Genomic DNA, 20,633 nt, shown 5'->3' on the forward strand with positions numbered 1-20,633 from the left:
CGGCCCGGATTGTCGCCGACCACGCGGCGGGGGATACCGCACTGCGCATCTTCCCTTCGCGAATACGCGAGGGAAGTCGTGCGACCTCATTCAAGAGACGCGTCCTGTGCTCCGCCGGCTTTTCCGCAAATACCGGTCTGCGATTTTCGGCGCTTCCGGGATGACCAACATGGCGCCCGAGCTGTTCGTCAAGCTCGCCGACCAGGCCAGCGACGCGGTGCTGATCGCAGACCTAGGCCGGCCCGGCCAGGCGATCGTCTATGCCAATGACGCCTTCGAGCGGCTGACCGGTTATCGGCGCGATGAAGTGCTCGGCAAAAATTGTCGCTACCTCCAGGGCGCGGATCGCCTACAGCCGGAAATTGACGAGATTCGCCAGGCGATCGCGACCGGGACCGGCTGCGAGGTCCGCCTGCGCAATTATCGCAAGGACGGGACGTTGTTCTGGAACAGCCTGAGGCTGGCGCCCTTGGGCCCCAATGGTGCGCCGACCCATTATGCGGGTTTTCTTCACGACATCACCGATCTAGTGGAGGCGAAGGCGCGAATAGCGACCGTGACCAACCGCGATGCGCTTACCGGATGTCTGAACCGCGACGGCTTGATCGCCGTGCTCAGGCCGCTCTGCGCCGAACGCCGGATTCTGATGGCCAAGATCGACATCGCCCATTTTCACGATATCAACAGCGGCTATGGCTATGATCTGGGCGATGCGATGCTGCGGGAGACAGCGCGGCGTCTCGGAACGCTGGACGGCGGTGTCGTGGCGCGCGTCGGCAACGATCAATTCGCGGTCGCGATCATCCTGTCGGACGATGCGCAGGTTACAGAAATCCTTACGCGTATCGCACATAGCCTGGGGATGCATTACAACTTGCCGGGCGCGGCACTGACCGTCCGGTTCGCGACGGGCTACACGATCGGCAGCCCGAACGATGATCCGATCATGCTGGTGCGGCAGGCAGGGGCGGCGTTGGCCCAATCGAAAGCCTCGCAACTGCGCAAGCCATGCGCGTTCGCCCTCGAGGCTGAACGCGATGCGTTCAATCGTATCAGGCTGACCGCCGAGCTGCAGCAGGGGCTCGCGGCGGACGAATTCCTCTATCACTACCAGCCCAAGATCGATCTCCAGACCGGCGAGATCCTCGGCGCCGAAGCGCTCCTGCGCTGGCAACACGGCCTTTTCGGGCTGCAATCTCCCGGCAGCTTCGTGCGTCTGGCGGAGGATACGGGGCTCATTCTCGACATCGGCGCGCGCGGCTTCCGTCGGGTCGCGGATTTCGCCGTGCGCGTGAACCGCAGCCGCCGCCGGCCGTTGCGCTTCGCCATCAACGTGTCGGCGATCGAGTTCACACACCGCGACATGGTCGCCTTCATCACCGACATTCTTAACCAGACAGGCGCCGACCCGTCCTGGCTGACCCTTGAACTCACCGAGCGGCTGATCGCGGCCGACTCGCCCGAGATGCTCGCCATCTTCCACCGCGTCCGCGAGATCGGTGTCGGTCTGTCGATCGACGATTTCGGGACCGAATACTCTAGCCTGCGCTATCTTGAGCGGTTTCCGGTGACCGAGGTGAAGATCGACAAGAGCTTCGTCTCGGATCTTCAGCAACACCCTGCCAAGCGGATTATCGTCGGGGCAGTGATCCAACTCGGCGCTGAGTTGGGCATCGATATCGTCGCCGAGGGCATCGAGGAGGATGGCGAGCTGGATATTCTGCGCGCGATGGACTGCAGGCTGGGCCAGGGATACCTGTTCAGCGCCCCTCTGAGCGAGGAGGATTTCGTCGCATTTGCTCGTGATAAGACCCTGCCAAACGAGGGAAACAGCTGAGCCCTCATACAGCAGAGGTCAGAGCGCTATGATCATTTTCCATAGTCTCACCTAGCAGCACAAGCTCACCGCGCTGGCAGCAGGCGTTAAGTGCCGACGTCTACTCTTGGGCAATAGACCAACGTCGGCAATTGGCGCTCAGCGCATCGGCGGCAGGGCGCGCATTATCCGGCGGCGCGGCCTAAACGCCCGGAAGGCGTCGCCTCGCTGCGGAGTGGGAATAGACGCCAGCGACGATCGCGACGATTGACGGACGAGCTTCAGCTCATTTATATCTGACCAGTCAGAAATAAATGAGCTGAAGCATGGGAAGAAAGCGGGTCATCGATCAACAGCAGGTGCTTGACGCAGCGCAGGCCGTGGTTGCTCGCGATGGCGCGGCGCGCCTGACGCTGGATGCCGTAGCTGCCGAAGCGGGCATCAGCAAAGGCGCCGTCGTGTACGACTACGGCTCGAAGCAGGGACTGATTCAGGCCATGGTCAATCGCGCGGTCGAAGCCGATAACGCTTTCAACCGCGCGGCCGCCGAGCCATTCAAGGACAGCGGCAGCCCGGTCATTCGCGGCCGCATAGCAGCCGCGGCCCAACCCTTCCCCGAAGCCTTCCGGCCGGTCGCGCACAACATCTGCGTGGCGTTGGCTGAGGACGCGCAATTGCGGAAGGCGATACAAGCGAACCAGTCAGCGGTCATCGCCGACATCGCACAGACATCGTCGCAGCCCAGGGGCGCTCTCTTGGCCTATCTCGCGCTGGAGGGCCTGAAGCTTCTGGAAACCCTAGATTATCATCAATGGCCGGATGAGGAGCGGAGCCGCATCCTCCAAGAGATCGGCTGGCTTGTGGATCAGCGACCGGGCTGACGCTCCAAATCTATTTATCACAACGAGGTGTATCATGGACCAGCCTGCTTCGCGGGGCGACTTCGCTCGCCTTGCTTCCCATCTCTTCCTGACCGGCGGCAGCGGATATGTCGGACGGAACCTCATTCGGCATTTGGTGGCGCAGGGCGTCGAGGTGACGGCGCTCGCCCGCAGCGCTCGGGCGGCGGACATTGTCCGGGCAGCGGGCGCAAGACCCTGTCATGCCGATCTGTTCGACCCGGGCCTTGCCGATGCGATGGCCGGTTGCCGAGCGCTCATCCATGCCGCCGCCGATATCAGTCACATTCGCGGCACGGCGGAACAGCAACGCGTCAACGTCGATGGGACGGCTCATGTCTTTGCCGCTGCACGAGCGGCGGGCATCAAGCGCGCGATACACATCAGCACGGAGTCGGTTCTGCTCGATGGCCGACCCCTCATTGCAGCGACCGAGCGACATCCTCTCCCTCGTCGGTTCCCCGGTGCCTATTCGCGCAGCAAGGCGGCGGCCGAGCAGATTGCGCTCGCCAGCAACGCGCCGGAACTTGCCGTCATCGTCTTGCGCCCGCGCTTCGTATGGGGACGCGACGACACGACCGCGCTTCCTGCACTGACCGAGGCTGCTCGCTCGGGGAAGCTCGCTTGGATCGGCGGCGGCACGTACCTGACCTCGACCACGCATATCGCCAACCTTTGCGCGGCAGTCGAACTGGCCCTTGCGAATGGACGAGGCGGTGAGGTCTACTTCATTTCCGATGGGCCACCGGTCAGCTTCAGGGCTTTCGTGTCAGCCTTGCTGGAGACGCAGGGGCTCGTTCCGCCAGCCAAATCGATCCCACGCCCGGTCGTCCGAGCCATCGCGACAATTGGGGATCTGGTTGGTGCCGTCACCGGGGGCAGGATCTCTTCTCCCCTGACAAGACAATCCTACGCGACATCAGCCGTTGAGGTGTCGCTGAATATCGGAAAGGCGCAGCGCGAACTGGCCTATGTCCCCGTCATCTCGCGGGAGCAGGGACTGGAAGAACTTCGCTCGGCTCAGCACTGATAGTCTTCGAGGCGCGGCACGGCGTCAGGCTTTCCGCGCCTGATCCAGTCCACCTTCCCGCGCAGGAAGGACAGTGCGGCATCCAGAGCGGCCCTGCGCTTCTCCAGCCTCTCGATCTGTTTCTGCAAGACCTCGATCGTGCGCTCCGGAGAATGCTCCCCGGAGCGATACTCCTCGTTGAGGGCCAGGATCTCGCCAAGCGAATAGCCAAGGGTCTGCTGGAGCCTGATCATCCGAGCGGCCGTGACATCATCGTGTTGGAACACCTGGTAGGGATTTGAGCCGCCTTTGGCGCTACGCTCGGGCCTCAGAAGGCCCTTGGCGACATAGAAGCGGATCGTATCGACCGGCAGTCCGGTCGCCCTGGCAAATTCTGAAATGAGCATGCGTATTGAGCCTTGACCATGGACCATGGTCCAAACTTATAGGAGCTGCTTGTCGAGATGTGGAGAGCTCCTATGACAAGCGAAGCAAGCATTCTGCCGCAGGTGAAACTGGGCCGCGACGGCCCGACCATCGGAGCCCAGGGGCTGGGCTGCATGGGTATGAGCGAGTTCTACGGCGAAACCCACGAGGGCGAAGCCCGAGCAACGCTCGATCGGGCGCTGGAACTCCGCGTGACGATGTTCGACACCGCCGACATGTATGGTCTCGGCGCCAACGAGTCATTCCTCGGTCCCTTCTTCCGCGCTCATCGCGACCGCGTCCTGATTGCGACCAAGTTCGGCTATAGACGCGACGTATCCAATCCGAACGATTGGAGTCTGGACAATCACCCAGACTATATCCGCGCGGCGGCAGAGCGTTCGCTCAAGCGTCTCGGTATCGAGACCATCGACCTCTACTACATGCACCGCCGCAGCGGCGAAGTTCCGCTGGAAGACTCGATCGGGGCCATGGCTGACCTCGTCACAGCCGGCAAGGTGCGGCATCTCGGCCTGTCGGAGGTCAGCGCCAAGGAATTGCAGGCCGCTCACGCCATCCACCCGATCACCGCGCTGCAATCCGAATGGTCGCTGTTCACCCGGCAGATCGAAGAAGCCGTGGTGCCCATCGCCGCCGAACTCGGGATTGCGATCGTTCCCTATGCTCCGCTTGGCCGTGGCCTGCTCACTGGAAAGCTACACCCCGAGGCCCTGCCGCAAGGCGATGCGCGCACGAACTTCCCCCGCTTCGCTCGGGATAACGCCACTGCCAATCAGGCCCTGATAGCCAAAATCCAGTCCCTCGCCGAGTCCCGCGGGGTCACTGCCCCGCAGTTGGCGTTGGCTTGGCTCCATGATCGCGCACGCGTGCACGGCGTGACCGTCGTCCCCATCCCGGGCACCCGCAAGATCGAGCGGCTCGAGGAGAATCTCTCAGCCACTGCGCTGACGCTATCCAAGCGCGAGTTGGACGCTCTGGAGCCCATTGCGGCAGCCGTCCAAGGCGCCGCCATCTGAACGCAGCACCGCTGGCAGCTTGCAGCCCGCTACTCATCTGACGGCTGGCGTGGTCGCACGTGCCGCGCTCAGTTGCATCACCAGGACACATCGTCGCTATGCTGATTCACCTTCGCCACCTCGCCATGCTGTTCATGCTGTCCTCCACGCTCGCCGGTTGCCATACGACCTCGCTGGGCAAGGCCGTGGGCTTCACCTCGCCACCGGCCAGAAGCGCGGGGCAGTAGGAACTGGTCGAAGCGCGGATGGGGCGTGGCCGAAATCGATGCCGCGTAGCGTTGCGTGCTAGCGGTCGAAGCGCATCGTTGCCAGTAGGTTCCAATACTGGGCGACGGCCTCATTGTTGGAAATGGCGCGTCGCATTCAGACACGACGGCCTAGGAACGAAACCATCGCAGGCCTGACCGGTCTCGAAGGTGGGGAGCGCATTGCATCGTTCTTGGTTAGATTCGGGGTTGCTTCCGTCGAACTCTCGCAACGTCTGCTTTCCGGCAAATGGCCAAGGACCGCTTCTGGCGCTCCGCGGCCACAAGCTTTGGCATGGCGGGGGCGGCCGGCTTGGGTCGATAGCGGTCATTAACACGGCCCGCCTACGCTATGGGCGATGGCGCCCGACGTTCCCTCCTACGTTCTTGAAAGCCTGACGCTAGTCGGCCCCACAAAGGCAGTCGGCTATCTGCCCCTTCGGACCGTCACGCAGGTGCTGGGGCTCAACGTCGGGGACGTCATCACGCAGACCACAGCTAGCGGGCTCAGAGCTATCGCCATTGGGCCACACCATTGCTGCATCAAAAGCGGGGCGCTTTACGTTTTCGATGCAGTGGCTCTTGAGGCGGTTTTGCGCGCCGAGACCTCTACGCTCGAACAGGTCAACGCACCGACCGATCCCGAGATGTTCGTGCGGTTCATCGCCCGCGATTGGTTTGCGCCGGATCACCCGATTATGCCAATCATCCGCGCCGCTTTTGCCGACAATGCGAGGGCCGTTTAGGGTCGGTTGTTGGCATTAAGGTATAGGTGGAAAGCGGACAATACCCGCCGCGACACGGAGGGGAATGCGATCCGTTACAGGATGGGGCCGGGTTTATCGCTGACGAAATGAGTTACGCGTAGGCCCATCATGTCGTCCTTGGCGGTCCGGACGAAAGGCCACAGACAGCTGTAAACCTGGTGTAGGTTTTACGAGCTTCAGGCCGCATCTAGGTTTGGACCATCTGTGCCTGTATCGGTCGCAAATGCCCGGACTTCGTTTGCTGCTTCCCTATCTCAAGACCGTCGCGCTCATGGCCTTGGCCACGGCAGTTGCGGGCTTCGTGGTCTGGTTCGCGCCGCTCGATAGCGTCTCTGCGATCTACATGCTGCCGATCCTGATTTCGGCCATCCGATGGGGTACCGGCCCTGCGATCGCCGCGGCGCTCCTCGGCGCTTTCATGACCTCGCTGTTCTATCCGCCACTGTTCAGCCCGCTTGTCTTCGAGTCCGCCCAGATGATCGATCTAGCCACTTCCCTGGTCGTTGCTCTGACGGTCGGGACACTGGCCGGCCGGATGCGGACCGAGATGCTGCGAGCAAAGCAGAACGAGCGTACGATCCGTCAAGTCTATGAGCTCAGCAGCGTCATCCTCACCGCGAACGATGTGGAAGCGGTCTACAATGCCGTCGCGGACCATGTTTCCGAAGCGCTCGGGCAACCTGTGGCGCTTTTCGTCCCTCGGGAGCGTGGTGGCCTGCGTGCCGCTCGAAGCCCCTTGCCCGAAGGCGACACCGTGGCGCTGGAACTGGCCGTACCCGCGTTTCTTGAGAACGTGCCGGGCCCCGATACGCTCCCAATAACGGTCCTCGGCAACCACTGGCTTCTCTGCCGCATCGCCAGCGGGCAGGAGCGGCCTGCCGCCCTGGCTCTGCGCCTCGGTGCGACGGACAGGCAGGATCGCGACGAGGCGATCGCTCGGATACCGGCGCTGCTGGCCGAAAGTGCCCGCTCGCTCGAACGGCTGGGCCTCTCGCAAGCGCTGGCCGAACGCAAGCTGCGTCAGCGGACCGATGAATTGCGCGACATTCTCGTTGAATCGGTTTCGCACGAATTGCGCACGCCGCTAGCCGGTATCATGGGTTCGGCCAGCGTGCTCGCCGCGGTACCGGATCTCGCCGCGCGCCCGCCATTGGGCAACCTCGCCACCGGCATCGAGCAGGAAGCGCGCCGGCTCGACCGGCTGATCCAGGATGTGCTCGACCTCGGCCGCATCCGGGCGGGCGCATTGCAACCACGCCTCGACACAGTCGACCCGGCCGATATCGTCAACGACGCACTCGACACGACTGCCGAGCGCCTGCGCGGGCGCATCGTCAGCCGGCAGTTTCGCGAACCGTTGCCGCTCATCCGTGTCGATCCGGTGCTGCTCGCCCAGGCGCTCGTGAACGTCCTCGAAAACGCGGCGAAGTACACACAAAATGGCGCGTCGATCGGCATCGCGGTGGAAAGCGACCGCGATGGCTGCGTCATCGCCATCTCGGATGACGGACCGGGGCTCGACGCCCGGGAAGCGGAGGATATCTTCGAGCGCTTCCATCGCGGCGAGCGCCATGCCGATATCGCCGGCGGCAGCGGGCTGGGCTTGACGATCGCGCGGATTTTCGTCGAAGCCAATGGCGGACGCATCGTCGCGTCGAGCGAAGGGCCGAACCGGGGAACCGCCATGCGCATCCACCTGCCCATCGCGAAAGCCACGGCCGGCGGAGACGACCATGACCACTGAGACGTCTTCGGGGCCGCTCGTCCTCGTCGTCGACGACGATCTCGCCATCCGCCGCTTCCTGCGCACGGGGCTGGAGATGCACGGCTTCCGGGTGATCGAGGCCGAGACAGCGCGGCAAGCGACCGAGCTCGCCGTCATGCGCCAGCCCGATCTCGTGGTGCTCGATCTCGGCCTGCCCGATTCCGATGGCGCGATCGTGCTCGAAGCGTTGCGTAGCTGGTCGCAGACGCCGGTGATCGTGCTCTCGGTCCGCAAGTCGGAGCCTGAGAAGGTCAGGCTGCTGGAGAGCGGTGCCGACGACTACATCGTCAAGCCGTTTGGCATGGCCGAACTCCTTGCCAGGGCACGCGTCGTGCTGCGCCGTACCGTGCGACAGGAGACGTCAGAGCCGATCGTGCGCGTCGGCACGCTCCAGATCGACATCGCCCGCCGGCTGGTCAGCAGGGGCGGCAATGCCGTCATACTTTCGCCGAAGCAGTTCGCGCTGCTGCGGACCCTCGCGGTCCATCACGGCCATGTTCTGACGCATCGTCAGTTGATGCGCGAGCTCTGGCCGCAGGAACCTGTGGAGGATGTGCAGTATCTGCGTATCCTGATGAAGAAGCTGCGCAATCGGATCGAGCCCGATCCAGCGCAGCCAATCTACATCGTCACCGAGCTTGCCGTCGGGTACCGCCTGCGCACGCAGGAACAGCTCGATGCCGTCGGTTATGCCAAGGCTATGCAATAGACCTTCTTCCGCAATGGAACAGCTAAGCGGCTAGCTGATAGCTGCGACTCCCTGGGGTCAGCGGATAACCGCGGGACGGGGAGCGCATGTTCAAGCTTTGGTTGGCGCTGGCCACGGTCGGCTGCATGGCTGCGACCGTTGTGGTCGCGTGGGCGTTCTGCCGCGAGCTGATGCCGCTCTCCCGCGTGATCGATCGGGTCGGCGGCGTGCTGGGGGTGGTGGCGAGCTGGCTCGTCCTGCTCGCCTGCGTCGTCAGTGCCGGCAACGCCACGATCCGCTACCTGTTCTCGTCCAGCTCGAACGCCTGGCTCGAACTGCAATGGTACATGTTCGCCGGCATGGTGCTGCTCGGCTCGGCCTATACGCTGAAGGTCAACGAGCATGTCCGGGTCGACCTGTTCTACGGCATGGTCTCCGACCGCACCCGGCATTGGATCGACCTGCTCGGCGGCGCCGTCTTCCTGCTGCCGATGTGCATCGTGATGATCTGGTTCACCTGGCCGTGGTTCGTCCAGTCCTGGACACTGAACGAGGCCTCGAACAATGCCGGCGGCCTGATCCGCTGGCCCGTCATCCTGCTCCTGCCGGTCGGTTTCACCCTGATCCTGCTCCAGGGCATCTCCGAGATGATCAAGCGTGCCGCGGCGCTGCGGGGCTTCCACCAGCACGAATACGCCTACGAGAAGCCGCTGCAATGATCGACGCGATCCGCTCCAATCTCGGCCCGATGATGTTCGGCGGGCTGATCCTCTTCCTGCTCATCGGCTATCCCGCTGCGTTCTCGCTCGCGGCGGTCGGGCTGTTCTTCAGCTTCATCGCCATCGAGATGGGGGTGATCACGCCCAACTACATGGGCAACCTGACCTTCCAGCTTTACGGCATCATCTCGAACGATCTCCTGCTGTCGATCCCGTTCTTCACCTTCATGGGCGCGATCCTGGAGCGCTGCGGGCTGGCGGAGGATCTGCTCGATTCGATCGGCCAGCTCTTTGGCAGCGTCCGCGGCGGCCTGTCCTATGCCGTGATCTTCGTCGGCGCGATCCTCGGCGCCATCACCGGCACCGTCGCCGCCTCTGTCATCGCCATGGGCGTGATCTCGCTGCCGGTGATGATGCGCTACGGCTACAACATGCGTCATGCCACCGGCGTCATCGCGGCCTCCGGCACAATCACGCAGCTCATCCCTCCCTCGCTGGTGCTGGTCGTGCTCGCCGACGTGATGGGCAAGTCGGTCGGCGACATGTATGCCGGCGCCATCGGCCCCAGCATCGTGCAGGTCGTGCTGTTCTGCATCTGGGTGATGATCCTCTCGATCATCAAGCCGGGAGACGTTCCGGCGCTGCCGCCCGAGGCCCGCACGTTGAGGGGCTGGGCGCTCGTCAGGAAGTGCATCCGCGGCATAGTGCCCTCGGCGGCGCTGATCTTCCTCGTGCTCGGCACGATCTTCATGGGTCTGGCGACCCCGACGGAGGCCGGCGCCATGGGCGCGGTCGGCGCGATCGGGCTGGCCGCGATGTATCGCACGCTGAGCTGGAAACTGACCTATCAGGCGATGTCCTCGACCATGAGGATCACCGCCATGGTCACGATGATCCTGATCGGCTCGCGCGTGTTCAGCCTAGTCTTCCAGGGCGTCGGCGGCGGCCTGTGGATCGAACACATGCTGACGGGCCTGCCCGGCGGTCAGGTCGGCTTCCTGACCTTCACGATGATCTTTATCTTCTTCATCGCCTTCTTCCTTGATTTCTTCGAGATCGCCTTCATCATCATCCCGATGCTGGCGCCCGCGGCGGCCAAGCTAGACATCAACCTGATCTGGTTCGCGCTCCTGATCTGTGCGAACATCCAGACCTCGTTCATGCACCCGCCCTTCGGCTTCGCTCTGTTCTACCTGCGCGGCATCGCGCCGCCGACGGTGAAGAGCCGCGATATCTATCTCGGCTCGATCCCCTGGATCGTCCTGCAGCTCATACTGGTCGCGCTGATGATCGCCTTCCCGCAGATGGTGACCTATTGGTTGGACAAGCCGGTAACGCTCGACCCAACCGCACTGGAGAAGCAGCTCGGCACCATGCCATCCTTCGGAACGATCGAGTTGCAAGGGCTGACGCCGCCAAAGCCTTAAGTTCAGGCGGGAGAACCGGCGTCAAGCAAGCAAGGGCAAGGTCCCTTGATTCCCGGGCGATGCGGAGGTGAATGTTTCCTGGCCGCCAGAACTGACAGCGTAGAAAGCGCCCACCATTAGTTGCCGGGGCAGTTCAACTGACCAGCAAAGAAGCGGACGCCGGACGGGGCTGGTATGGGGCGGCTTCGGTCGTCCCGCTGCCGCGCTCCCAAAGTCCGCTTTCCGGCAGAGAGCCAGAGTCCGCTTGTGGCGCATTTCACCCCGTCAAGGGACGGGCGATTTTGGCCCTTAGCCGACGTCTGGAACGTCCGCTCCAGGGTAGTCTGTGCAGGTCGGCAATCGAGCAGCCCAACCTTGGCTTGTTCCTGACCTACGAAGGGGCTGTTTCGGGTCGCCCATGCGGCAAGACCTTGTTCGCCTTTGGCCCCGGTGAAGATAGCCGCTTACCGGTGACGAGAACATTTATTCAATCGTAGGTTGGAATAAACTCGCGAATCACTTGTATTGGGGGTGCGCCGCACGTGCGTTGGATGCAGCGCGCGCCCTCCGGCAGGATTAACCTATCGTTAACCTGCGTTAACCAATGGTCAAGACATGACGATGCTGGACCGACATCGGCACGCGTGCCTATGAACGCTTGGAATTTTATCGATCCCAAGCTTGGCGGCGAATGTCCCGCCCTGTACGGGCCTGTGGCGCGGGTGCTCGCCGTGTCCTGGCTGGCGCTCCTCGCCACTGGCTGCGGCGAACAGCGCCTCACGGCCGACGAACTCGTCACGACCTCGCGCTCGGTGACTGTCGATGTGGGCCGTGCGATGGCATTGCCACCGGCCGGCACCTTTCCGGTGACCAGTGTGACCCAGAAAGCCTACGAGAATGCCGTCTCGCAGACCGTCTCCCTGGCGACCCGTGGCCGGACGCCGGGGGAGAACGCGATCCATGTCGCCTTCTTCACGGCCGCAGATGTTCCCGAGGCCGCTGGCGTCGAGGGCAACCTGCTGAAGGAGCCCGGCATCGACGACTTCGCCATCGGCAAAGAGATGGAGGAGCGTCTTCCCGGCGTTGCGATGGCGCCCTCCGCCGTTTTTGTCCAGAACGGGTACGGTCCATTCGGCTATGCCGTCGGTCGCGGCACCGGCGGCGAGGCCTGCCTCTACGCCTGGCAGCGACTGGCGGGCAAGGACAGTCTCTTTCGCCCGAAATCGGGCATGATCTCGGTGCGCCTGCGCGTCTGCGACCCCGCCGCGACCGAGGCCTCGCTTCTGCGCCTGGCCTATGACTACGCGTTCAACGCCAAGCTGAAGCGCCCCGGCTGGAATCCGATCGGCGATGCGCCCGCGCCGGCCCCTGAACTCGGCCAGTCCGGCGCCCCGATCTATCCACAGGCGCACCAGTCCTCCTTTGGCGAGGCCCCACAGCGCCCGCAAGCCGTCCGTCCGCGGCCGGAGCGCCGGCGCAGCGCGGTGCCCGCGGAGCCGCAGGCACCCGATCCGATCTCGACCAAGCCGCTTGAAGGATACCCCACCGTCCCGCCGCCGCCCGCGCCCTGAACCAACCCGGATTGCCGAAAGCCCGATGCGAACAGCGAGCTACGTCATCTTCTGGGCCGTCACTGCGATGGTCGTTATCGCGCTGGTTACCTTGCCGATCAGCTTGCAGGCGCATCTGATCGCCGGAGCCATCGTGGTCGGCGCGATGATGGTCTTGAAGTTCCTGCGGCCCTACGGCGTCTGGCGCCTGATCGCGCTCGGCTTGGGCACTGCGATGGTGCTGCGCTATGTCTACTGGCGCACAACCAGCACCTTGCCGCCCGCCAACCAACTCGAGGATTTCATCCCGGGCCTGATTGTCTACCTCGCCGAGCTCTACAATATCGGCATGCTGGGTCTCAGCCTCTTCGTCGTGGCGATGCCGCTGCCGAAGCGCAAGACGCCGCCGATCGATCTCGCCAACGCGCCGACGGTCGACGTCTTCGTGCCGACCTACAACGAAGAGCCCGAGATGCTCGCGACAACGCTCGCGGCGGCATTGGCGATGGACTACCCGGCGGGGCGCCTGAACATCTTCCTTCTCGACGATGGCGGCACCGACGAGAAATGCAATGCCGACGACTTCGCAGCGGCCAATGCCGCCCGCGAGCGCCGCGCGACGCTGACGAAGCTCTGCGAAGGGCTCGGCGTCACCTATCTCACGCGCGAGCGCAATCTCAGCGCCAAGGCAGGCAATCTCAACAACGGCATCGCCAACTCGCAAGGTGAGCTGATCGTCGTCTTCGACGCCGACCATGCCCCGGCCCGCAGCTTCCTGACGGAGACGATCGGCTATTTCGGGCAGGATCCAAAACTCTTCCTGGTCCAGACCCCGCATTTCTTCATCAATCCGGACCCGCTGGAGCGCAATCTCCAGACCTTCCGCTCTATGCCCTCCGAGAACGAGATGTTCTACGGCATCATCCAGCGCGGCCTCGACAAATGGGACGCCTCGTTCTTCTGCGGCTCGGCCGCCGTGCTCAGGCGCACGGCACTTCAGACCACCAACGGCTTCTCCGGACGCAGCATCACCGAGGATGCGGAGACGGCGATCACGCTGCACGCCACCGGCTGGCACAGCGTCTATGTCGACAAGCCACTGATCGCGGGGCTTCAGCCGGCGACCTTCACGAGCTTTATTGGCCAGCGCTCGCGCTGGGCGCAGGGCATGATGCAGATCCTTATGTTCCACCGCCCGATGTTCAAGCGTGGCCTCTCGCTGCCGCAGAGGCTTTGCTACTCCTCTTCGGCGCTGTTCTGGCTCTTCCCCTTCGCGCGCCTGACCTTCCTGGTAGCACCCCTGTTCTACCTGTTCTTCGGCCTGGAAATCTTCACCGCCTCCGGCGCGGAGTTCATCGCCTATGTGCTGAGCTACATGGTCGTGAACCTGATGATGCAGAACTATCTCTATGGCCGCTATCGTTGGCCGTGGATTTCGGAGCTCTACGAGTTCATCCAGTCAGTCTACCTGCTGCCGGCCGTGGTGTCGGTGCTCATCAATCCGACCAAGCCGACCTTCAAGGTCACAGCCAAGAACGAGTTGCTGGAGACCCGGCGGGTGTCGGAGCTTGGTCGGCCGTTCTTCATCATCTTCGCCGTGCTCACGCTCGGCCTTGTCGCCACCTATTGGCGCATCATCACGGAGCCCTATAACGCCGACATCACCTTTGTCGTCGGGCTGTGGAACATCCTCAACCTGCTGATGGCCGGCTGCGCGCTCGGCGTGGTCTCGGAGCGGCCGGAAGGGCGCGGCGCGCGGCGCTTCGCCGTAAAGCGTCGGGGCGAGATCTCCATCGAGGGGCGCAAGGCCCGGATCGTCACCGAAAATGTCTCCGTCGACGGCATCGCCGTCCGTGTGATGTCGAAGGAATTCGACAAGCTGCCGATCGGCTCGATCGGGGAGATCACCGTCGAGACCACGATCGACATGCCCCAAAGCGCCCTACCCGTGCGCGTCCGCCGGCTCGCGCCCGACGACAAGGGCTTGCTGCTAGGCTGCAGCTATGAGCCGACAGAGCCGGTGCATAGCCGCATCATCGCCGACCTCGCCTTTTCCGATGCCGAGAACTGGAGCCGGTTTCAGAAGGCGCGGCGCCACAATCCCGGCGTGATCTACGGGTCGCTGCGCTTCCTGCGGCTCGCCATTTTCCAGACGAGCCGGGGACTATCCTATCTCTTCGGTCTCTACCGCCTGTCCCGCTCGACCAACCGGCCGGGAGCGGCGGAATGAAGCGCCTCAGGTTCCCGCCCCATCTCGCCTTGCTCGTACCCTGCGCCATCCTTGTCGGCTCGCCGCTCCCGGCGCAGGAGCCTCCGCCCGTCCAGTCTGGACCGGCGCCCTTCATGATCGCTCCGCCCGTGTCGGCTCCGGCAAGCCCTGCGCCTCCCGCTGCGCCCGCTCTGGTTCCCGTGCATGAGACAAGCCCGACGCCAGCCTCGCCTCTGCTGTTCAAGCCGCTGCTGCCGGCGGCGCGCGTCACGCTGGAGGGCGAGAGCGATGTCCGCAATTGGGCATTCTACCTGACGCAGGACGAGGCGACAGCCGACCTCAACCTCGACATTGCCTTCCAGAACGCCCTCGTGGTGATGCCGGAAGCCTCGCGATTGACGGTGCGTATAAATGGCGAGCGCGTCAGCGAGATGCCGATCGCCTCCTCCGATCGCCTGAAGCGCAGCTCCATCGCCTTGCGCAAAGGCCTGCTTCGGACCGGGCAGAACACGATCAGCTTCGAGGCCATGCAGCGCCATCGCATCGATTGCACGGTCAGCTCGACCTATGAGCTCTGGACGCGCATCGATGGTGCCGGCACGCGCCTGGCTTTCAGGAATGCGAGCGCCCGGCCCTTCGCCCTGCGTAGCCTCGACGATCTGCCGGCCGTCGGCGCCGATGAGGGCGGGCTGACGACGATCGCCATCGTCGCGCCCGGCGCAGCGCGCGCGAGCGCCGCGAACAGCATCCTCGCCGTCGCCCAGGCGCTGGCATTGCGCGGGCGCTACGGGCAGGTCGCGGTCAGCGTGACCGAACAACTGCCCGCCCGCATCCGGCCGGGCACGCTGACCGTCGCGCTCGGCACGAGCCATGAGATGCGTGCACTGCTCGGGGCACTGCCGGCCGATGCGGGCGGCCGCAGCTACGTCGGCTTCATCCCGAATCCACAGAAAAGCGCCGATCTCCTGCTCGTCACCGGCGAAGGCTGGCCCGATCTCGAAGCCCTCATCGCCAAGTTCCTGACCGCGCCCGTCGCCCGGCCGGCCAATATCGACCGCAAGACCATGGAGACCGCGAGCTGGCACGTGCCGGACGCGCCTTTCATCTCGGAAAAGCAGGCGATCCGCTTCTCCGAACTTGGCATTCCCACCCAGGAATCGACCGGCCGACGCATGCGCGTGCGCACCGTCGTCGCTATGCCCGGCGATTTCTACGCCAATGCCTACGGCGAGGCGACGCTCTATCTCGACGGCGCCTATTCGCAGGAGGTTTTGCCGGGCGATAGCCATATCGAGGTCTTCATCAACGGCAACGTCGCGGCAACCGTGCCGCTCAATGCGGCGACGGGTGGGCTCTTCCAGCAATTCCCGATTACGATCCCGCTGCGGCATTTCCGGCCGGGGATCAACGAAATCTGGTTCGAGGCGGTGACGCTGGCCAAGTCCGATCTCGCCTGCGGCCCCGGCGCGACCCTGGCCGGCAAGAGCCGCTTCGCTCTGTTCGACACCACCACCCTCTCGATCCCGAACTTCGCCAAGATCGGCGTCAGTCCTAATCTCGGGGCCATCGCCGGCACCGGCTTCCCCTATTCGGTCGCCTCCCGCGTCGCGCTGGTCATGGGCCGCCAGGACACTACCAATCTTAGCGCGGCCGCGACCCTGCTTGCGCGCATCGCCCGCAATGCCAGCCGCCCGCTTACCCTCGATCTTCTCGCCGGGACAGCGGCCGTGGGCGACAGGCCAGCACTGATCGTCGGTGCCGCCGGCCAGATGCCGGCCGGCCTGCTGCCGCGGATCGGCATCGCCGACAATGTCCGCGCAACCTGGCCGCAGCGCGCCGATGCCGTGGTGGTCACGCCGGATGCCGAGGGCGCGGCCGTCTTCGACGCCGTCATCAACCGCCTGCAGGGCCGGGAGGCCACGCCCGAGGCGTCCGGCGGCGACGCGCCGACGACCGAAGCGATCCGCGATCGCTGGCGTGGTTCGCTCGGCGGCCCGCTGGCACGCTATTTCATCGGCTTCGACCAATGGCTCCAGCGCACCTTCGACCTCTCCTTCGCTCAATTGCGGGCCCCGTCGCGCGCGGCCGCGCTCTACGAACCGGCGGAGGGCACGGACCTGATCGCCGCCCAGGCGGCCGATCCCGACACACGGCAGGTCTGGACCGCCTTCATCGCCCGCCGCGACGAGACCTTGCAAAGCGCCGTCAGCCGCATCGTCACGCCGGGCAACTGGGCCGGCATGGCCGGCAAGATCACCGCGTTCCGCGGCGCCCAGGACGCGCATGTCATCTCCGCCGACAGCACCTCCTTCGTCATGACCCGGCCTTTCAGCCTCGCAAATATGCGGCTCGTTTTTGCCAACTGGATGTCCAGCAACATCGGCATCTACGCGCTGGCGCTGCTGATCACCTGCATCGGGCTCGGCATTGGAACCTCCCTGATGCTCGGGCGGTTGGGTCGGCGATCATGAGATGGGCGCTGGCAGCGATGGTCGCGACCTTCCTCGGCCTGGCGCCGGGCGTGCGCGCAGCCGTGCCGGCTGACGCCTGGGCGCTCTATCGGCAGAAATTCGTCACCGCGGAAGGGCGGGTCGTCGACGATCTCAACGGCGGCATCAGCCATAGCGAAAGTCAAGGCTACGGCCTGCTGCTGGCCTGCCTCGCGGATGATCGCGGCACCTTCGCCAGCATATTCGCCTTCACCCGGACCGAGCTCCTGATCCGCGACGACGGGCTCTCAGCATGGCGCTGGGACCCGAAGGCGAGCCCGCATGTCACCGACATCAACAATGCCAGCGACGGCGACCTGCTGATCGCCGATGCCCTCGCGTGCGCCGGCACGCGCTGGGCCATGCCGGCCCATAGCGCTGCCGCGCGCCAGATCGCGACCTCGCTCGCAAAGGTCGCCCTGCGGCAGCATGCGGGGCAGAGCTGGCTCATGCCGGGCGCTGTCGGCTTCTCGGAGAAGGACCGCGCCGACGGGCCGGTGATCAATCCGTCCTATTGGGTCTTCGAAGCCTTCCCGACATTGGCGAAGCTGACTGGGGACCAGCGCTGGATGCAGGTCCAGGCCAGCGGCCTGAAGCTGCTCGACGATCTCGCGAAGCGGAAGATGCCGGCGCCGGAGTGGCTCTCGATCAAGGCCGAGCCGAAGCCTGCCGAAGGTTTTCCAGCACAGTTCGGCTACAACGCAATCCGCATCCCGCTCTATCTGCTGCGCGCCGGTCTGGGCGACAAGGCACGGCTGGCGCCGTTCCGTCAGGCCTGGGCCGGCGGCACCGCGGTCGTCGACGTCGCCAGCGGCAAGCCGGTCGAGCCCTTGCCGGACGCGGGCTACCGCATCCTCTCCGCGGCGATGGCCTGCGCGCTCGACGGCGCGCCGATCCCGGCCGAGCTCAAGGCCTTCCAGCCCACCGCCTATTACCCGTCGACGCTGCATCTTCTGACCCTCTCGATGCTTGGCGAGAGGTATCCGCAATGCATGTGAAGCCTATCCTCATCGCCGCCGCCGTCTCGGGCGTCGCCTTCTATGCCCTTGGACGATTCGGCCATGACACGGCCTCGCCCGAACCCGCGCCGGCGGTGATCCAGCCTGCCTTGGCGCAGGCGCCGCAACAGCCGCCTCAAGCTCCGGCCGAGGCCGCCCCGGCGCCGGTCGAGTTGGCGCAGAGCGGCGCACCGAACCGCCCGGCAACGACGCAGCCAACGCCGCCGAAAGTCGATGAAACCGCCTTGCGCTATTTCGCGTCGCAGGGCGATACCCGCCGCTACGAGGCCGAGCTCGCAAGGCTGCGCGCGCTCTATCCGGAATGGAAGCCACCGACCGACCTCACCTCGCAGGGGCAGGCCGGCGACCCCGAGCTGGAGCGGATGTGGCGGCTCTTCGCCGAGGGTAAATACGGCGAAGCCCGTGCCGCGATCGCCCAGCGCGGCAGCGCCGATCCGAACTGGCGCGCTCCGGCCGACCTGACAGCCCAGCTCGACACCGCCGAAGCGCGGCAGCGCCTCGGCAACGCCTCGAACGCTCGGCAATGGGAACAGGTCATCCGCCTGGGCACCGAGACCCCGGCGATGCTGACCTGCGCCAGCGTCGATGCGCTCTGGCGCGTCGCCGAGGCCTTCATCCAGACCGGCAAGCCCGAGCGCGCGCGCGACGCCTATGCCTATGTCCTGACCAATTGCACCAACCCCGCCGAGCGCGCCGGCACGATGCAAAAGGCGCTTGCCACCCTCCCGGAGAACCTCGTCGAAGCCTTGCTGTCGCAGGAACAGCAGAACGAGTTCGCGAGCATCCGCGACGAGATCGCGCGGCGCCATATCGGCAACGCCGCCGACAACCCAGCGCAGAAGGCGACGCCTGCCGAAATCCAGCGCATCGAGGCCCTGGCCAATGCGGCCTCGACGTCGGACGACGCCATCCTGCTCGGCTTCTACACGCTCCACCATGACGAGCCGGCCAAGGCCGCGACCTGGTTCCAGACGGCGCTTGCGCGCAATGGCGGCGCCAAGGCGGCCGAGGGAGCGGTGCTCGCATTGGGCGAGACCAAGAAGTACTCGGAGGCCGAAACGCTCGGCGCCCAGTGGCTCGAAGCCGGCGCGGCCAATCGCAAGGCCTATCTCGACGTCGTCACCGCGCTGTTGACCCAGGAGCCACCGCCGCGCCTGGACCGCGCCGTGATCGAACGCATCGTGAAAACCGTGGGGCAGGATAAATACGCCGCCGGCGCCGGAGCGCTCGGCTGGTATGCCTACAATGCCGGACAGATCAGCCCGGCGGCGAGCTGGTTCGAGACCGCGCTCTCCTGGGATCGTGGCAATGAGCCGGCGGCTTACGGGCTGGCTTTGGCCCGCGAACGCCTACGCGACCAGGCGGGCTTGCGCACCCTCGTTGCCGAATGGGGCAGCCGTTCGCAAAGGATCGCAGAGGTCCTCAATCCCCGGCGCGCGCGGGCGGCCCCGACAGCCGAGGAGCAGCGCGAAACACGTCAGACGCGAGCGACGGAACCGGCTGATCGCCGACCAAAACCGATCGTCAGGGCCGGTCGCGACAACCCGATCGCACGCGACGCGGCTCCGGTTGCGGACCCCGTGACGCGTTCGGATCCTCCCCGCGCGATCGGTGGCAATTGCGGAGGCGGCAGCACAGGCGCCGCCGCCCTGCAGCGCGGCTGGTGCCTCCTCAATCTCAAGCGGCCGGTCGCAGCAGCGCAGGCTTTCGAAGCGGCACGGCGCGGCGGCAATGCGCAGATCGGCTCCGATGCCGCCGCAGGTCTGGCTTATGCCAAGATGCAGCAGGGGCTGACGACCGAAGCCACCGTCGCGGCAAGCGCCGCCAACCTCCCGCCGGCGCGCCGCAAGGAGCTATCCACGCTGCTCCTCGCCGAACAATTCTATGCGCAGTATGACTCCAAGGATTTCAACGGCGCGCTCATCACCCTCTCGCAGCGCCGCCGTCTGGCGCCCGAGACGACCGACCTGATGTTGATGCGCGGGTGGTCCTATTACAATCTCGGCCGCTACGAGGACGCTTCGCACATCTTCGAAACGCTGTACAAGGTCAACAAGTCGCCCGAGGCCCTGTCCGGCTTAACCGCGATCCGTGACGTCACCAAGCGCAACGCCCAATGACCAGGACATCCTGCGAAGCTTCGCCTCCTGCGAGAAGGAGGTCGCCAATCACATCCGACCGATCAGGCTCGCTAACCAAGGTTTTGACCGGAGTGCGCTCACGGAGCCCGCTGAAATGCGCCTTTGCCAAAGTCAGCGGCTTAAACTCGCGGCCGCTGCTCAAAACTACTTGTTTCGCCATTTGAACTTTTTCCGACCCACCCCCACGAAGCGGCCCGCGACCGTGGAACACCGATCGAGCGGATCGCATCGGCAACGGGCTGCCCCTGCGAGACCAGCACATCGACCTGGCGCAGCTTCGCGACGACTCTTCAGGATTGTGGTGATTCTTCGGCATTGCGGTCCTCCTGTCTGCCAAAAGACATATTTCAAGGTGGACCAATTCAACGGGGGTGGATCACCTACGGTCTTCTGCAGAGGTCGGAACAGATCGCTTCGCTAACGTCTGAAGTCTGGTTGCTGTACTGGT

At 64.7% G+C, this 20,633-nt stretch carries 16 protein-coding genes and 1 pseudogene; 15 read left to right on the forward strand and 2 right to left on the reverse strand.

Going from position 1 to position 20,633, the window contains the following annotated elements; genetic code table 11:
* Positions 1-169: 169 nt before the first annotated feature.
* The 3 genes from ACFJGT_RS11155 to ACFJGT_RS11165 all read left to right on the forward strand — a co-directional run bounded on the left by ACFJGT_RS11155 (position 170) and on the right by ACFJGT_RS11165 (position 3,745).
* Complete coding sequence (locus ACFJGT_RS11155) at positions 170-1,837, forward strand: putative bifunctional diguanylate cyclase/phosphodiesterase (protein ID WP_377848581.1); 1,668 nt, start codon at positions 170-172, stop codon at positions 1,835-1,837.
* Between the two features lie 305 nt (positions 1,838-2,142).
* Complete coding sequence (locus ACFJGT_RS11160; protein ID WP_377848582.1) at positions 2,143-2,697, forward strand: TetR/AcrR family transcriptional regulator; 555 nt, start codon at positions 2,143-2,145, stop codon at positions 2,695-2,697.
* Between the two features lie 34 nt (positions 2,698-2,731).
* Positions 2,732-3,745 (forward strand): NAD-dependent epimerase/dehydratase family protein, encoded by a 1,014-nt coding sequence (locus ACFJGT_RS11165; RefSeq protein WP_377848583.1) that lies wholly within the window; start codon positions 2,732-2,734, stop codon positions 3,743-3,745.
* Here ACFJGT_RS11165 and ACFJGT_RS11170 read toward each other — a convergent pair.
* Entirely contained in the window at positions 3,736-4,131 is a 396-nt protein-coding gene (locus tag ACFJGT_RS11170) for a MerR family transcriptional regulator (RefSeq protein ID WP_377848584.1), read from the reverse strand. The genes ACFJGT_RS11165 and ACFJGT_RS11170 overlap by 10 nt on opposite strands.
* 72 nt (positions 4,132-4,203) lie before the next feature.
* Between ACFJGT_RS11170 and ACFJGT_RS11175 the strand changes: the two genes are divergently transcribed.
* The 12 genes from ACFJGT_RS11175 to ACFJGT_RS11230 all read left to right on the forward strand — a co-directional run bounded on the left by ACFJGT_RS11175 (position 4,204) and on the right by ACFJGT_RS11230 (position 20,164).
* Complete coding sequence (locus ACFJGT_RS11175; RefSeq protein WP_377848585.1) at positions 4,204-5,187, forward strand: aldo/keto reductase; 984 nt, start codon at positions 4,204-4,206, stop codon at positions 5,185-5,187.
* 98 nt (positions 5,188-5,285) lie between these two features.
* Entirely contained in the window at positions 5,286-5,414 is a 129-nt protein-coding gene (locus ACFJGT_RS11180) for a hypothetical protein (protein ID WP_377848586.1), read from the forward strand.
* Between the two features lie 377 nt (positions 5,415-5,791).
* A complete protein-coding gene (locus tag ACFJGT_RS11185; RefSeq protein ID WP_377848587.1) occupies positions 5,792-6,178 on the forward strand; it encodes a hypothetical protein in 387 nt (128 codons plus the stop codon).
* Between the two features lie 214 nt (positions 6,179-6,392).
* Positions 6,393-7,943, forward strand: coding sequence for an ATP-binding protein (locus ACFJGT_RS11190; RefSeq protein ID WP_377848588.1), 1,551 nt, complete (start codon positions 6,393-6,395; stop codon positions 7,941-7,943).
* Positions 7,933-8,673 (forward strand): response regulator, encoded by a 741-nt coding sequence (locus ACFJGT_RS11195; protein ID WP_377848589.1) that lies wholly within the window; start codon positions 7,933-7,935, stop codon positions 8,671-8,673. The genes ACFJGT_RS11190 and ACFJGT_RS11195 overlap by 11 nt, the downstream gene beginning before the upstream one ends.
* A gap of 125 nt (positions 8,674-8,798) precedes the next feature.
* Positions 8,799-9,371 (forward strand): TRAP transporter small permease subunit, encoded by a 573-nt coding sequence (locus ACFJGT_RS11200; RefSeq protein ID WP_377848966.1) that lies wholly within the window; start codon positions 8,799-8,801, stop codon positions 9,369-9,371.
* Positions 9,368-10,798 carry a TRAP transporter large permease subunit gene (locus ACFJGT_RS11205; RefSeq protein WP_377848590.1) on the forward strand — a complete coding sequence of 477 codons (1,431 nt, stop codon included), beginning with the start codon at positions 9,368-9,370 and terminating at the stop codon, positions 10,796-10,798. Before ACFJGT_RS11200 ends, ACFJGT_RS11205 begins: the two co-directional genes overlap by 4 nt.
* Positions 10,799-11,427: 629 nt before the next feature.
* Positions 11,428-12,348 carry a cellulose biosynthesis protein BcsN gene (bcsN, locus tag ACFJGT_RS11210; RefSeq protein ID WP_377848591.1) on the forward strand — a complete coding sequence of 307 codons (921 nt, stop codon included), beginning with the start codon at positions 11,428-11,430 and terminating at the stop codon, positions 12,346-12,348.
* Between the two features lie 25 nt (positions 12,349-12,373).
* Positions 12,374-14,557 (forward strand): UDP-forming cellulose synthase catalytic subunit, encoded by a 2,184-nt coding sequence (gene bcsA / locus ACFJGT_RS11215; protein WP_377848592.1) that lies wholly within the window; start codon positions 12,374-12,376, stop codon positions 14,555-14,557.
* Positions 14,554-17,007 (forward strand): cellulose biosynthesis cyclic di-GMP-binding regulatory protein BcsB, encoded by a 2,454-nt coding sequence (locus tag ACFJGT_RS11220; protein ID WP_377848593.1) that lies wholly within the window; start codon positions 14,554-14,556, stop codon positions 17,005-17,007. The genes bcsA and ACFJGT_RS11220 overlap by 4 nt, the downstream gene beginning before the upstream one ends.
* Complete coding sequence (locus ACFJGT_RS11225) at positions 17,001-18,023, forward strand: glycosyl hydrolase family 8 (RefSeq protein ID WP_377848967.1); 1,023 nt, start codon at positions 17,001-17,003, stop codon at positions 18,021-18,023. The genes ACFJGT_RS11220 and ACFJGT_RS11225 overlap by 7 nt, the downstream gene beginning before the upstream one ends.
* Positions 18,014-20,164 carry a hypothetical protein gene (locus ACFJGT_RS11230; protein ID WP_377848594.1) on the forward strand — a complete coding sequence of 717 codons (2,151 nt, stop codon included), beginning with the start codon at positions 18,014-18,016 and terminating at the stop codon, positions 20,162-20,164. Before ACFJGT_RS11225 ends, ACFJGT_RS11230 begins: the two co-directional genes overlap by 10 nt.
* A gap of 203 nt (positions 20,165-20,367) precedes the next feature.
* Here the strand turns inward: ACFJGT_RS11230 and ACFJGT_RS11235 are convergent.
* Positions 20,368-20,501 (reverse strand): annotated as a pseudogene (locus ACFJGT_RS11235) (IS3 family transposase); the annotation flags it as partial.
* Positions 20,502-20,633: the final 132 nt, after the last annotated feature.

The sequence above is a fragment of the Allobosea sp. UC22_33 genome (genome assembly GCF_042700715.1).
Taxonomy (GTDB): Bacteria; Pseudomonadota; Alphaproteobacteria; order Rhizobiales; family Beijerinckiaceae; genus Allobosea.

Bases quoted from the DNA above. Each gene is read 5' to 3' on its own strand.
- ACFJGT_RS11155 (WP_377848581.1), top strand. From the start codon at position 170: ATGGCGCCCGAGCTGTTCGTCAAGCTCGCCGACCAGGCCAGCGACGCG.
- ACFJGT_RS11160 (WP_377848582.1), top strand. From the start codon at position 2,143: ATGGGAAGAAAGCGGGTCATCGATCAACAGCAGGTGCTTGACGCAGCG.
- ACFJGT_RS11165 (WP_377848583.1), top strand. From the start codon at position 2,732: ATGGACCAGCCTGCTTCGCGGGGCGACTTCGCTCGCCTTGCTTCCCAT.
- ACFJGT_RS11170 (WP_377848584.1), bottom strand. From the start codon at position 4,131: ATGCTCATTTCAGAATTTGCCAGGGCGACCGGACTGCCGGTCGATACG.
- ACFJGT_RS11175 (WP_377848585.1), top strand. From the start codon at position 4,204: ATGACAAGCGAAGCAAGCATTCTGCCGCAGGTGAAACTGGGCCGCGAC.
- ACFJGT_RS11180 (WP_377848586.1), top strand. From the start codon at position 5,286: ATGCTGATTCACCTTCGCCACCTCGCCATGCTGTTCATGCTGTCCTCC.
- ACFJGT_RS11185 (WP_377848587.1), top strand. From the start codon at position 5,792: ATGGCGCCCGACGTTCCCTCCTACGTTCTTGAAAGCCTGACGCTAGTC.
- ACFJGT_RS11195 (WP_377848589.1), top strand. From the start codon at position 7,933: ATGACCACTGAGACGTCTTCGGGGCCGCTCGTCCTCGTCGTCGACGAC.
- ACFJGT_RS11200 (WP_377848966.1), top strand. From the start codon at position 8,799: ATGGCTGCGACCGTTGTGGTCGCGTGGGCGTTCTGCCGCGAGCTGATG.
- ACFJGT_RS11205 (WP_377848590.1), top strand. From the start codon at position 9,368: ATGATCGACGCGATCCGCTCCAATCTCGGCCCGATGATGTTCGGCGGG.
- bcsN (WP_377848591.1), top strand. From the start codon at position 11,428: ATGAACGCTTGGAATTTTATCGATCCCAAGCTTGGCGGCGAATGTCCC.
- bcsA (WP_377848592.1), top strand. From the start codon at position 12,374: ATGCGAACAGCGAGCTACGTCATCTTCTGGGCCGTCACTGCGATGGTC.
- ACFJGT_RS11220 (WP_377848593.1), top strand. From the start codon at position 14,554: ATGAAGCGCCTCAGGTTCCCGCCCCATCTCGCCTTGCTCGTACCCTGC.
- ACFJGT_RS11230 (WP_377848594.1), top strand. From the start codon at position 18,014: ATGCATGTGAAGCCTATCCTCATCGCCGCCGCCGTCTCGGGCGTCGCC.